The sequence below is a fragment of the Helicobacter enhydrae genome, assembly GCF_001693335.1.
GTDB lineage: Bacteria > Campylobacterota > Campylobacteria > Campylobacterales > Helicobacteraceae > Helicobacter_G > Helicobacter_G enhydrae.
Genome location: NZ_CP016503.1, coordinates 749,569 through 763,348 on the forward strand (window position 1 = coordinate 749,569; position 13,780 = coordinate 763,348).

The following is a 13,780-nucleotide window of genomic DNA, read 5'->3' on the forward strand; positions in this document are numbered from 1 at the left end:
TCCTTGAACTCATTTTGTGCCTGATCATTCTCTCTGCCCTAGCCTCAATCTATCTCCCCAAACTCCCCAATCTCAACCAAGCCAAATGCCTCCAGCACCTTAGAGAAAAACTCAACCACGCAAACTCCCAATTCACCCAACTCTACGCCCAAAAACTCCTTGATGATGCCCCCATCCACCCGATGCCTATTTTGCAATCGCTCACCCAGACACAAAATCCGCGGTGCTTTTTTGCCTTGCAAGGACGCAAACTCATCGCCCACATCCTCTCCACCAAGCTTGTTTTCAACATCGAGCCATACAACCTCTCAAGCAAACCAAAAATCTATTGCAACCTCTCAAACCCCCTATGCCAAAAATTTCTAGGTAAAAAATTACAAAAATAATTTAAAATTTATTTTTCAATTCACTTTTTGGAGTCTTTACCTATGCGAAAATTTTTATTGACCTTTTTGACATTTTTTTCTTTTTGTTTTGCGGAATTACGCGTCGTCGAACAAACAAAAGAAATCTTTAGTGGATTTTTTGGTGGAGTTAGTATCGGAGTGGGAGCAAACGCCCTCACATTCAACAACATTTACACCCCAACGACCAAAAAACTCTTAGAACGCAACCAAAGCTTCGCTTCTTTTGTCCTTAGTGCCAAATTGGGTTGGTATCATTACATTATCCCCACCATTGGATTGCGTTATTACTACAACCTAGACCTCAATCTCACACCCTTTGGAGAGTTCAATATGCCACAAAAAGGCACTTATGACGCCTATGGATTCTCCACAGCACACACTCTCAATGTGGATACGATGATTCAAGTCTTCCAAGAAAATCGCCTAAGCATTGATGCGATTGCAGGTATGGGGATGGGAGCGATCGTGGGAGAAACCTATGCCAAACAAGGCGATCTCATCTACAAATCACTTTTAGGCGACCCTAGCTCATATCTCAACTTTGATTTTCGATTCAATCTTGGTGTGCGTGCGATGGTGGATCGTCGCTATGGAGTAGAGTTTATGATGCGTTTGCCTGTAGTTCCCACCACGATCTACAAAGAAGGCAACAGCAATGCCAAACAAGCCCCATTTTATTTCACGCTTGATTTTATCGCGGAGCGATTTTGAGGCGTGAAAAAACTACTAGATTGCTTTGACTACATCAAACGCTATGAGGTGCATATCACCCACTCCCTATTCATCCTCATAGAGTGTTTTTTGCTCAAAAAACACAACCAAATCAAACCACTTCTAGAGCTTGCACGCAAACGCAAAAAAATCCACGCCCCATTTTCTCAAGCCCTCGCAGAGATTTTCCCTGATTTCATTCCCCCCAATCTCAATCTCAACCTCCCCAAAATCCTCAAAGTCGTCGATGAGACCCCTATCTCTCTTTTGAGCGATTTTTTGGACCACATCACCCAGAAGCAGACAAACCACCAGCTCTATTTCCATTCCACCCCTTTGGAGCTTAGCACGCTACTCATCGCACTGCTTGAGATTCAAGAGGGTGAGAGTATCTACAATCCGTGCTTTGGGATTGGTAGCTTGTTTCTCAAACTCCCTCAAACAAGCCCTATCTATGGAGAGGAGCTTGATGAGCAATCAAGCAAGATCGCCAAAATACTCTGCCAACTCAGTGGGCATTCAGAGGTGCATTTGCATTGCAATGACATTTTGCAGGATTCGAGTTTTCGCACACAAGAGGGGTTTGAGCAATTCGACAAAATCATCTGCAACCCCCCGCTCAACACACACATCGGCACCCAATACATTCGCGATGACGCACGATTTGGTGGGATCTTTTCCAAACTCTATCCTGAGCTGATTTTCCTCTCCCACTCTCTAGTGCATCTCAAACGCAAGGGCGTTTTCCTCCTACGCACCTCAATTTTCAAAAACCAATCCCTAGAGCAAAAGCTCAAAACCGCCCTCCAAAACAAAATAGAATGTATCATCGAGCTACCCAAAAACCTCTTCCCATTCCAAACCCACGATTTTTGCATTCTCATTCTCACCCACAATGCCCAAGAGATTTTCCACATCGACGCTTCAAGCTTTTATCTCAAAAGTGGGCGTTACAACAAGCTCACCCACCTTGACACTATCCTCTCACTCTACCAAAGCAAAAGCACCTCCCCACACTCCAAAAAACTCAAAGACCTTGATTCGCTTTTTGCCACCACCCCGACCCATTCCCCCTCCCTCCAACTCCACCAAATCGCCTCTATCTCAAGGGGGCAACGCGTCTATGGGGGCAAAAAAGATAGCAAAATAGAGTTTTTTGAAATCGGAGTGAATGACTTCGCCCCTTTGGGCTTCACAGAGCACTCTAGTCATCGACGCCAACAAGGCGATGTCCAAAAAATCCAACAATACGCCCTCAAACCCTACGACATCCTCATCACTCTACGCTCCAACACTCCCAAACTCACCATCCTCCCCCCCACGCTCCCCCACACCTACATCGCAAATGTCGGGATCATCGTCCTTTCAGCCACTGATTCTTTGCACGCTCAAGCCCTGTTTATGTATCTGCTCAGCCACCAAGCCCAAAACACTCTCCAAGAAATCACAGATTTGCCCAGTATCGCCAACCTCCCAATCCCCCAAGATTTTTTGCGTTATGCCTCAAAGTTTGGGGAGTTTCTCACCCTAGCTCAAGAGCAAAAAGACTTCGAGCAAAAACTCCAAGAGTTCAAAACCTCACTACAATAAAGGATCATTATGCACACGATTGCCTCCTCCATACGCGATGTCAAACACGGCAAAAACACCCGAGTCATCACCCCTTGCAATCTCTATGAATGCACACTAGGCGATGATGTGTTTGTCGGACCTTTCGTAGAAATCCAGTCCAACGCCCACATCGGTGCAAGGACTAGAATCCAAAGCCATAGCTTCATCTGCTCCCTTGTGCATATTGGAGAGGATTGCTTCATCGGACATGGCGTGATGTTTATCAATGATTTGTTTTCAGAGGGCTTCCCTGCCCCAACGCCCCAAGATTGGCGACCCACCCACATCGGCAATCGCGTATCCATAGGCTCCAATGCCACGATTTTGCCCATATCCATCTGTGATGATGTTGTGATCGGAGCAGGAAGCGTCGTAACCCGCGACATCACCACAAGTGGGATCTATGCAGGCAACCCCGCCCGTCAAATAGCCCCACTCCCAAGGAAAAACCATGCAAAAATTTAAATCTGCCATTATCGGCTATGGATATTGGGGGATCAACATCGCCAAAACCCTCACCAAATACGATGATTTCGAACTCATCACCATTTATGACGCAGATCCCACACGCGTCCAAGAAGCCCAGAAACTCTACACATTCACCCCCTACCCCTCCTATGAGGCAATCCTCAAAGATGAAAGCATAGAAGTGCTTTTCATCATCACCCCCCCACAGACACATTTCACTCTAGCACGACTTGCCCTGCAACACCACAAACACATCTTCGTGGAGAAACCCCTCACCACAAGCGAAAAAGAAGCGCAAATCCTCTATGATCTTGCAAGTCAAAACCGATGTATCATCCATTGCGATCATATCTTTTTGCACTCTCCTGCAGTGGCTTATCTCAAAGAGCAGATTCACACCTTTGGCGACATCGTCTATATCAACTCAAGGAGAATCAATCTCGGACTTTTCCAAAGCAGTGTAGATGTGATTTGGGATCTAGCAATCCACGATCTCTCGATCATCGACTATCTTGTGGGGCTTGACATCAAAAACATCAGCACCTTTTCACGCAAATACCAAAACTACCCCAACGACGCCCTAGCCAACATCAACATAGAGCTCAAAAGTGGCATTATCCTCACTATCAGCGTCTCTTGGCTTAGCCCAGTCAAAGTGCGTGAAATGATGATTGGTGGCACACTCAAAAGTGCGATCTATGATGACACCCAAAAAGACAAAATCAAAATCTTTGAGAGCGGTGTCATCATCCAAGACGAGCTAGACAAAAACAGCCTATACACCAAAATGGTGCAATACCGACTAGGCGAAGAGGTCACCCCGACATTGCCCTCCTATATGTCGCTAGATGCCTCTATAGCATACTTCTACAGCAACCTCACCACGCACACCCAAGCGGATGTGGAGCACACCTTGCGTGTGATTAGGACTTTGGAGGCGATCTCAACTCCATAGCTCCATATTCGTTTTGACTTCTTTGCTATCGCATTTCTTGGAGGATTCTTGCAATCTGTTTGATTTAGGGCATTCTAAATTTGTCAAGATTTTTAACATTGGTGCAAAAGATTACACAATCCAAAACACGCAAAAAGTTGGGGTATCAGAGGACATTTGGCAGATTGCACAAAATAATAAATATTTTACTAATGTTAATAATATTTAACATATAATAAGCTTTCTTGTTTATATAATCTTAAGGCTTGATATTTTGGATACACAAAATATCTCAATCTTTATCCAGTATTTTAAGGAGTGTTTTAAATGAAAAATTCAGCACAAAATAAGCGAAAAATCTCTGTGGGGGGGGGGGTATGATGAAATCTTACAAACCCCTCATCGCCACTTCGTTGGCATTGGCTCTCAGTGTGAGCGTGGCAAGTGGAGCAACTGGACCTTGTCCTAGTGGCAGTGCGATTTGCTATAGCACAGATGGCACAGGTTTCCAACAAACCGATGTGGTGGAAATCAAGGCAGGAACCACGCCTCCAGCTTTCAATCAGCTTTTTAAAAATGGAAGCACAACTCTTGATAGCCTAACTCTCCAATTTCAAAAAGACCCTCTTGCAACGCCCACTTTGACGGGATCCACCCTCAAGCTAGGTGGAGCAAATGCACAATTCAAGCTTACCAATGTGGGCAAGGGACTTCTATTGAAAAATGACGGCACCGGCACTCTCACGATTGATTTTGGGCAATTTTATGGTGGAGATTTTTCTCGCAAAACTACTCTAAATTTTGAAGGCGTAACAGGAAGCAGTAGAAGCACACTAGGAACAGCCCTCAAAGGAAATATTGAAATCAAGGCTGGAGAATTTACTAATGATAAAGTAGAAGCCACTTTCAAAGGTGATATGGAGGGAAATATCAATATCACTGCCCAACGACAGCCTGGTGTCAATATCTACACAAAAATTAAATCAAATTTTACCTTTGACAATGGAGCAAGTTTAAAAGGGGATTTAACAGCACAAATAGTAGATGGAGGACAACATTTTATTTTCAAAGGGGGAAATGGAAACATTGAGGGAGAGATTAAGAATTATGGATTTTATAGAGCATCAAATGGAACATCAGGAGAAGGTTCTAGTGGTGATGTTAATATCACTTTCAAAGAACAAGTAAGCGATCCTAATGCTATCAACTCCATCAAAAAACCAAATGGACAAATTTTAGCCGAAGCGGGATATAACTGGGGGGATTTTGGAGAAAAAAAACACAATGCTGTTAATAGAATCCTTTTTGAGAACAAGGGACAAATCGGAGAAAATAATAATCGTATGAGTATTATCGCACACGCTGTTGCTTGGAAACCTGGTGCCTCTGAAGCACATAATCTCATTCAATTCAAAAAACAAGCCACTCTCTATCTTGATAATTTAAAAGTATCAGAGTATACATTTAGCAATCGTAGCAATATCATCAGCCTTGAAGCAACCGAAACAAATACTCTTAACATCAATACAATCGAAGCAAGAAGTTCTAATGGACGCAATTTCATCGGCAAGGGCTTTTTGACACTTATAAATGGTGACACTGCCAAAGATTTGACAATAAGCATTGACGAAAGCAAATTTGCTGATTCTGAGTATGCAAAAGCACACATTGCCAAAGGCACACTCACTGCTGGAACTATCAAAACCGCTACTGATGTAGGGGGAACAAATGGAATCTTTATAGAGAATCTAGAGGTTACAAATGGAATCTACGCAAGTGCTGGCGGAAGCAATCACATTTTTATCAGTGGGGCTAGCACAATCGGTGCAAGTGGGATCCAAGGCGACGGCACAGCAAGTGGAGGATATTCTATCGTTACCACCTCACATATTACTAATGGAAGTGGTAGCAATACATTCAGTCTTGAAGGATCAGACACTAAGCTTACTTTATTAAAGGGAGTAATGCACGCTTGGAATGCCACAGAAACAACATTCAGCCTCAATGGAGATAACAACAAGATCGAGATCAAAGGCAACGGCACCAATGGAGCTAATGGTAGTGTGATTAGCAATGTTGGAATAGAAGTTGGAGGAGGGGGAAGTAGCAAAAATGGAATGACTTTCAACTTCAATGGTAATAATGGAGAGCTTGATGTCAAAAGTGGTGGTGATGTAAGTGGGATGGGAAATATCATCGTAGGGTGTAATAATGGTGATCAGTATGCCAAACTTACCTTTAATGTGAATGGTGATAACACAACGATTAAAGGCAATATCTTTACTCAAGGTGGAGCAAATATAGACAATAAAAACACCACAGAATTCAACATTGCCAATGGCAAAAGTGTAGAAGTGCAAGGAAGCATTACAAATCAAAAAGCAACTGCTCAGGGTGGAAACAATAGTATCACACAAGCTAGTGATTCTGCCCAAACCATTTTTAACTTCCAATCTCCAACATCAGGCAATGGAGCGATAACCACCCTCAAGCTCAAAAACAACATTGAAAACACTTCAGGAAATATAGAGTTCAATTTCAATGCAGGGGATTCAAGAGTGAGTAAGGCGGTTGGGGGTGATACTAGCACTATCACAACAAATGGTGCAAACGCCACCACAACTTTCAATCTTAAAAATGGTGCCAATGCAACCATAGAACAAGCGATTGAAACAAGTAATTCAGGTGTGACAAACATTGCTTTTAACGGCAACTCCACCCTCACATTGCAAGGAAAAAAGAATCAAATCACCACCATTTCTGCCACTGGTGCCAACTCCACCCTCAATCTCTCAAGCAATGCCCAAGCCACACTAGGAACACCCCACAACTTCAACCTCCTAGAGATTGGAAAAACAAACCAAGCAGATTCACAAAGTGTAGGACTCTCTTCAAGCAACCTCACCTTTGTTGTCTCTGTGGATACTGAAGCAACACAAACAGGTAGCAAAATCGGAGGAGTGGATGTAGGAGCAAGTGGTGGCACTTACGGACACGCCTATTCTGATCGTGTTGTCATCTTGAGTGTAGGAAACAACAATCAAGGCAACACTGCTCTCAAAGAACAGATTGCCGTTGCTATCGATCCTAGCCAAACTTCAAGTATCAAATATTCAAGTGGTGGCACAGAGACAGAACACAACATTGCCGTCGCTACCATAAAAAATAGAGATGATAGCAATAATGTCAATGACGCCCTAGCCACATTCACCTCCATTGAAACAATCAATGGTGGAGAAAAGATTCAAGTCGAATTCGTCAAAGTAGCCACAGATGCAAATGGCAAAGTCAATGGAGCAAATGGCAAAGTTGATAGCACTGCTAGCAACAATACCTACACCACCTACTTCCTAGGCAAAGCAATCAGTCTAGGAGTGGATAATACCACCCAACAAGCTCTCACTTCTGCTCTCTCTATCAATTATGATTTATACATTGCAAACCTCAATTCTCTTAACAAACGAATGGGAGAACTTAGAGATAATCCTTACACTCAAGGAGTATGGGCTAGAGTGTTTGGAGGACTCCAAGAATCTAACTTTGGATTAGGAGCACGCACAAGCTATGTGACTGCTCAAGGAGGATATGATTATGCACTAGAAACAGAGGGTGCCAAAAACTACATAGGACTTGCATTCTCTTATATGCACTCTAAGGGTGAGAGCAACAAAGCCACTCAAGCTAGCAATGCAATCAATGTGAGTGGTATCAATACTATCTATCTCTCCAATATCCAATCAAGTGGATATGAAATTGCTCTTTATAATTCTTATGTGAGCAATGTAGGTCTTTATAATGACACAATTGCTAAACTCAGCTATATCACTTCTGATTTTTCTTTGAGCAATAGTAGTGATCACAACAACACTGCAAACAATCTAGGATTCACTCTCTCCAATGAAGTGGGTTATCGTTTCATTCTAGGAGAACAACAAGATTATTTCATTGATCCACAATTAGAGTTAAGCTTAGGTTATCTCAATCAATCTGACTTCACCACCAAGATGAAAACTAGAAGTGGTAAAGGCAATCAACTCAAAGCACTCCAAGAGAGTGTGTTTTTGGCTAGAACTAGACTAGGAGCTAGTTTTGGTAAAAAGATTGTAGAACAAGACAAAAACATCTCTCTTTATGTTGGAACATTCTATGAATATGATCTTGTCACAGGAGGATCTAATAAACTCACGACAAGCACAACAAAAGCTTACAATCCTGAGTTTGCTTCCAATGGTAGAGTGGTCTTAAATGTAGGAAGCAATCTAGAGCTTAATCAATCCACTAGAGTCTATGTGGATGTAGAGAAAAGCTTTGGAGACAAACTAAGGACACAACTCCAATTCAATCTAGGAGCTAGATATAGCTTTGGAGAGAAAACAAGCATTGAGAATGCAAAAGCACAAACCACTGCTCCTTTGAGAGTAGGAAATACTGAAGCTCCAAAAGGAGTAGAGAAGAAATAAGGGGGTAATAAGGGGGGGATCATAACAAAAGGGGTAAAACTAACTTTGGAGAGAGCCTTTGGTGGGGCATTTGGTGTCAAATGCCCCTTAGAATGCTCCTACAGAGAAATATTGTGCTGTTTTCATTTAGATTCTTTAGAATCATCTTCTACCCTTTGGGGTAGGGAATCTGATTCTTACAAATTTTCAAACCTCAACAAACATCTATTGCTACAAAGTGTGCTAGAATTCTCTATTTTTATATGCCAATTTGGGAATTTGCGATGAACCTATCAAATATCGTCCAAGTGACAAACTTACACAAAAACAATGAGTTGCAACTACTATGTTTTTTCTTGGAACAAGCTGGAGATATTTATGCGATCAATGTCTTCAAAATCCGTGAAATTGTCAAATATACAGGGGACATTACAAAAATCACCTATGAGAAAAACTCCCTGATTGAGGGGCTGATCACCATTAGAGATATGACAATCCCCCTCATTGATATGAAAAAATGGTTCTACTACAATTCCAATGAACCTGAGAAAAATCTCGATCATTATGCAATCACAGAAAATCGCAACGAAGAAATCATTATGATTTGTGAGTTTTCACGCTGGACAATTGGCGTAAGAATCTACCAAGCCGATCGCATTCTCAACAAAAAATGGGAAGAGATCGAACAAGGGATTGGATTTAATAGCGATGCAGGAAATGGCAAACTTGTGAGCAAAACGCAATATTTTGATGGGCGTTTGGTGCAAGTTGTGGATATTGAAAAAATGCTCATTGATGTTTTCCCTTGGATTGAGCTTGACAAAGCCAAAGAGCTTGATTCGCTTGACAATCTCAAAGTTTCCAAAACCATTCTACTTGCAGATGATAGCCCTGTGGTTCTCAAAACAATGCAAACGATCCTCAACAAGCTCGGTATCCGTCACAGAGATTTTTATAATGGCAAAACTTTGCTCAATTATCTCTTTGATGAACGGACAAATATCGATGACATCGGACTCATCATCACCGATTTGGAAATGCCTGAAACAAGTGGGTTTGAAGTCATTAAGCAAGTCAAAAACAATCCTAACACCGCTCATATCCCTGTGGTAGTGAATTCTTCAATGAGTGGAAGTAGCAATGAAGATATGGCGATGTCCCTTGATGCCAATGGATTCATCTCCAAATCCAACCCCAAAGAAATCCAAGAAATCATCAAACAATTTTTGTGCAATCAAGAATTTTAGAAACTCGATGAATATTCAAACACTCAGACACATCCCCTCCCCCTGCTATGTGCTAGAGGAGGACAAACTACTCAAAAACGCACAAATCCTCCAAGACCTCCAAAACAAAAGCGGTGCAAAAGTCCTCATCGCACTCAAAGGCTTTGCTTTTTGGCAAAGCTTTGATTTGCTCAAACCCTACTTGTGCGGAACGACTGCAAGCGGAGAATATGAGGCACGATTGGGATATGAGAGATTTGGCTCCTATGGCGATGGCAAAGAGGTTTGCGTCTTTTCCCCTGCATACAAAGAAAGTGAGATCCTTGCACTCCTGCCAATGGCGACACATCTTATCTTCAACTCTTTTGCCCAATGGCAAAGATTTCGCCCACTCATCACCGCACACAATCAAAATGCCCAACACCCCATCCAAATAGGATTGCGACTCAATCCCTTGTATAGCGAAGTTTCTCCGATGATTTACAATCCCTGTGCCCCCAAATCAAGACTAGGGATCACGCCTGAAGCTTTTCAAGAAGGCGTAGCAAAATACGGACTGGAGGGGATTAGCGGTTTGCACTTCCACACACATTGCGAACAAAATAGCGATGTCTTGGAGAGGACAATCGCCCACATCAAACACCACTTCAGCACCTATCTCCACCAAATGCGATGGATCAATCTAGGTGGAGGGCACCATATCACCAAACAAGGCTACGATCTCCCTTTGCTCATCCAACTCGTGCAAGAAATGAGGGCTGAATTTGGCACAGAGATTTTTCTAGAGCCCGGTGAAGCTGTGGGGTGGGAGTGCGGGTTTTTGCTCGGCGAGGTGGTTGATATTGTTTGCAATGACGGAGAGATCGCGATTTTGGATGTGTCTGCCTCTGCACATATGCCCGACTGCCTTGAAATGCCCTATCGCCCTATGATTAGCAAGCTTAGCTCCTCTGGACTAGAGGATGATTTGGGAAGCGATGTGGGGAGATACAGATACAGACTTGGGGGACCCACTTGCCTCTCTGGCGATGTAATGGGGGATTTTAGCTTTGATAGCCCACTAGAAATCGGAGATAGAATCATTTTCAAAGATATGATTCACTACACCATTGTCAAAAACACGACTTTCAATGGCGTGCCACTGCCCGCACTTGGCACTATCCGACAAAATGGGGAGTTCAAACTCCTCAAATCCTTTGATTATTCTTATTATGAGCAACGCAATGGCTAAACTGCATTTTGATAATCTCCTCATACTCGCACCACTTGCGGGATTTACGGATTTGCCCTTCCGCTCTGTAGTCAAAAAATTTGGCGTAGATCTCACGGTGAGCGAAATGATTAGCTCCCACGCACTCGCCTACCAAAGTGCCAAAACTCTCAAAATGATTCAAAAATCCCCCTTTGAAACCCCCTACTCCGTGCAAATCTCTGGCTCCAAACTCGAAGTCTTGGAAAAAGCCGTTGCATTGCTCAATCAAACCGATGGGATCGATGTGATCGATTTCAATTGTGGTTGCCCTGCCCCCAAAGTTTCAAACCACGGCAATGGAAGTGGTTTGCTCAAAAATCTCGATCAAATGGTGTCCTGCCTACGCCTCATCAAAGACAAAAGCAACAAAGCCTACTCAAGTGTCAAAGTGCGTTTGGGCTATGATCGCAAAATCCCCATCGAAATTGCCCACGCGATCAATGATAGCGGAGTGGATTTCTGTGTCATCCACGGGAGGACGCGTAGCGATGGATACAAAAAAGAACGGATCGATTATGAAAGCATTAGGCAGATGAAGCAAATCATCAAAGTGCCTGTGATCGCCAATGGAGAAATCACGACACCCGCCCAAGCCAAAGCCGTCCGCGAATACACTGGGGCAAATGGCGTGATGATCGGACGCGCCGCACTCAACAACCCTTGGATTTTTTGGCAAATCAAAAACCAAACGCAAGAACTCCCAAATCTACTCAAGCAAGATCTTGTCTTGCAACATTTTGATTTGATGTTGGAGTTTTATGGAGAATATGGGTGCGTGATGTTTAGAAAAAATCTCCACGCTTATGCCAAAGGGGAAGCCCAAGCTAGTCAATATCGAGATCTTGTCAATAGCCTCAAAGACCCCAGAGAGATGCGTCAAAGTATCATTGATTTTTTTGGCTCTAGCTCCATTGCTCCCATTCCCGACATCGTCCATCTCAATCAAAAAAGTATCTAGATCTTTATCCGACCCTGAAACGCCCTCATCAAAGAGAGATGATCGATATGATCCAAAGCGATTCCTGTAGGAATCCCCTGTGCGATTTTGCTAAAAGAGAGCTGACAAGCACTCAAACGATCCTCCACAAACAGCATCAAAGCGTCATTAGAAAGTGAGGGTGGGAAGCTAAAAATCACTTCACAAATCCCACAATCTTGAATCCGCCTCTGAAGCTTCTCAAAATCCACTTCATCTAGATTTTCCAAAACAAAATATTTGCCCTTAAAAAACCCCACACTCTCCACTATCCCAATATCTCTAGCGTGTTGCACGATACACAACTCCCCATTATCACGCTCTGTGTCTATACAGATTCCGCATTCTTCGTTTTCGCTCAGCCCTTGGCAAGTTTGGCATTTTCTGATGTGATTGGCTGCCCCCATAATCGCAGAAGCGATAGACTGGGCGAGCTTTTTGTCCTCGACACTTAGAGTGTAGGCGATTTTTTCTGCTGTCTTTCTGCCAATGGTTGGGATCTGCTCTAGTGTTTCTACCAAAGTTTGAAAAGTTTCTAATCTATATTTAATCATTCTTGAATTTTATCACATAAGCAAGTTGGGAGATGCACTTTGTCGCAGTGCATCGGCTTACTTAAGCAAAGAATCCAATCGCAAAAAAAATGCTGGCAAATGATGTTTTGCAAAATGAGTTTTGTGGCAATGCTTGAAACTTTTGGATTCTGTTTTTTGGGTTTGGCTTGCGGGAGCTATGTTCTTTTGGTGATTCTAGAATCTTTGGGGTTTATTTTTGAAGTTGCTTTTGCAAAACCACCCTTTATACAATTCTAGAATCTCTTGGGATTCTCTTTTTTGCTTGGTTTTGCAAAATAACATTTTATAGTTTCTCAAGCTTGGCTTGGTGTTTTTCTTAAGGGGATCAAGGGGAACTTATAGCAGCGTTCCCCTTATCCCCCTTAACAACCCCCATAACCCCAGCATTGCATTAGCAAGGCTCGTTCAAGATTACATTGACTTGGAATCCTTTGAGGTTCTACAAGGTTGGTTTGGTCAGCGGTTTTCATTGCTTTGATGACTTAGTAGGGTTTGTGTGTTTTTGAAGTTTTGGTTTTGTATAATCACATTTGTGTTGGAGAAGGACGCTTCCTTGTGAAAGGAGGTGGTGGTGATGGATATATTTATTCTCATCATAAGGCTCTTACTAGCTTTGCTAGAGCTAATGAGAGCTATCCTTGAGCTAATCGCTCAATTATAAAAACATAACAAGAGGCATTATACTCAATCTAGCTAAAGTTTTGATTGATTCTTCAGCACAGCAAACTATACAAGGAAGTAAGTCCATAAATGGAGGCTAGATTGGGTGGAGATTCTCCTGCCTCTCCTTGTAAGTTTATCCCACACCATGCAACTTCACAACAAACAAGAATCAAACTCAAATATTGCACTCTATCGTTGGGTTGTCACACAAAAAGCGGGCAGGGGGTTTGGGGGATTTTAAGGGGGATAAGGGGGGTGCCTCGCAATAAACCCCCTTGTCCCCCTTATAGAGAAAAAGCAAAGTGGGAATTGGCGACTAAGAAGTGTGCTTTGGCGAAAGTAATCTCGATAAAAGAATTAGATTACATTGGAATCCTTTGAGGTTCTACAAGGTTGGTTTGGTCAGCGGTTTTCATTGCTTTGATGACTTAGTAGGGTTTGTGTGTTTTTGAAGTTTTGATTTTGTATAATCATATTTGTGTTGGAGAAGGACGCTTCCTTGTGAAAGGAGGTGGTGG

General features: G+C 42.7%; 11 protein-coding genes. 10 read left to right on the forward strand and 1 reads right to left on the reverse strand.

Features of this window, described 5'->3' with window-relative positions; all coding sequences use genetic code 11:
• Positions 1–14: 14 nt before the first annotated feature.
• From BBW65_RS03445 to BBW65_RS03495, 9 genes are all read left to right on the forward strand, one after another.
• Positions 15–386: a hypothetical protein gene (locus BBW65_RS03445; protein ID WP_066339729.1), complete on the forward strand. Its 372-nt coding sequence runs from the start codon at positions 15–17 to the stop codon at positions 384–386.
• A gap of 42 nt (positions 387–428) precedes the next feature.
• Complete coding sequence (locus BBW65_RS03450; protein ID WP_066339730.1) at positions 429–1,118, forward strand: outer membrane beta-barrel protein; 690 nt, start codon at positions 429–431, stop codon at positions 1,116–1,118.
• Between the two features lie 3 nt (positions 1,119–1,121).
• Positions 1,122–2,708 (forward strand): N-6 DNA methylase, encoded by a 1,587-nt coding sequence (locus tag BBW65_RS03455; RefSeq protein WP_066339732.1) that lies wholly within the window; start codon positions 1,122–1,124, stop codon positions 2,706–2,708.
• Positions 2,709–2,717: 9 nt separating this feature from the next.
• Entirely contained in the window at positions 2,718–3,194 is a 477-nt protein-coding gene (locus tag BBW65_RS03460; RefSeq protein WP_066339735.1) for an acyltransferase, read from the forward strand.
• A complete protein-coding gene (locus BBW65_RS03465; RefSeq protein ID WP_066339738.1) occupies positions 3,181–4,152 on the forward strand; it encodes a Gfo/Idh/MocA family protein in 972 nt (323 codons plus the stop codon). The genes BBW65_RS03460 and BBW65_RS03465 overlap by 14 nt, the downstream gene beginning before the upstream one ends.
• Positions 4,153–4,508: 356 nt before the next feature.
• On the forward strand, positions 4,509–8,591 hold the full coding sequence (locus tag BBW65_RS03475; RefSeq protein ID WP_083986034.1) for an autotransporter outer membrane beta-barrel domain-containing protein: 4,083 nt from the start codon (positions 4,509–4,511) through the stop codon (positions 8,589–8,591).
• A 263-nt stretch (positions 8,592–8,854) separates the two neighbouring features.
• Complete coding sequence (locus tag BBW65_RS03485) at positions 8,855–9,817, forward strand: chemotaxis protein (protein ID WP_066339766.1); 963 nt, start codon at positions 8,855–8,857, stop codon at positions 9,815–9,817.
• A 13-nt stretch (positions 9,818–9,830) separates the two neighbouring features.
• Positions 9,831–11,027 (forward strand): carboxynorspermidine decarboxylase, encoded by a 1,197-nt coding sequence (gene nspC / locus BBW65_RS03490; RefSeq protein WP_407645234.1) that lies wholly within the window; start codon positions 9,831–9,833, stop codon positions 11,025–11,027.
• 1 nt (position 11,028) lies between these two features.
• Complete coding sequence (locus BBW65_RS03495; protein ID WP_407645235.1) at positions 11,029–12,006, forward strand: tRNA dihydrouridine synthase; 978 nt, start codon at positions 11,029–11,031, stop codon at positions 12,004–12,006.
• On the opposite strand, the gene recR is transcribed toward BBW65_RS03495, so the two are convergent.
• Complete coding sequence (gene recR / locus BBW65_RS03500) at positions 12,003–12,578, reverse strand: recombination mediator RecR (RefSeq protein WP_066339777.1); 576 nt, start codon at positions 12,576–12,578, stop codon at positions 12,003–12,005. The two genes, BBW65_RS03495 and recR, sit on opposite strands and share 4 nt — an antisense overlap.
• A gap of 99 nt (positions 12,579–12,677) precedes the next feature.
• Here recR and BBW65_RS03505 point away from each other — a divergent pair, with 99 nt between their 5' ends.
• On the forward strand, positions 12,678–12,836 hold the full coding sequence (locus BBW65_RS03505) for a hypothetical protein (protein ID WP_199919477.1): 159 nt from the start codon (positions 12,678–12,680) through the stop codon (positions 12,834–12,836).
• Positions 12,837–13,780 lie beyond the last annotated feature (944 nt).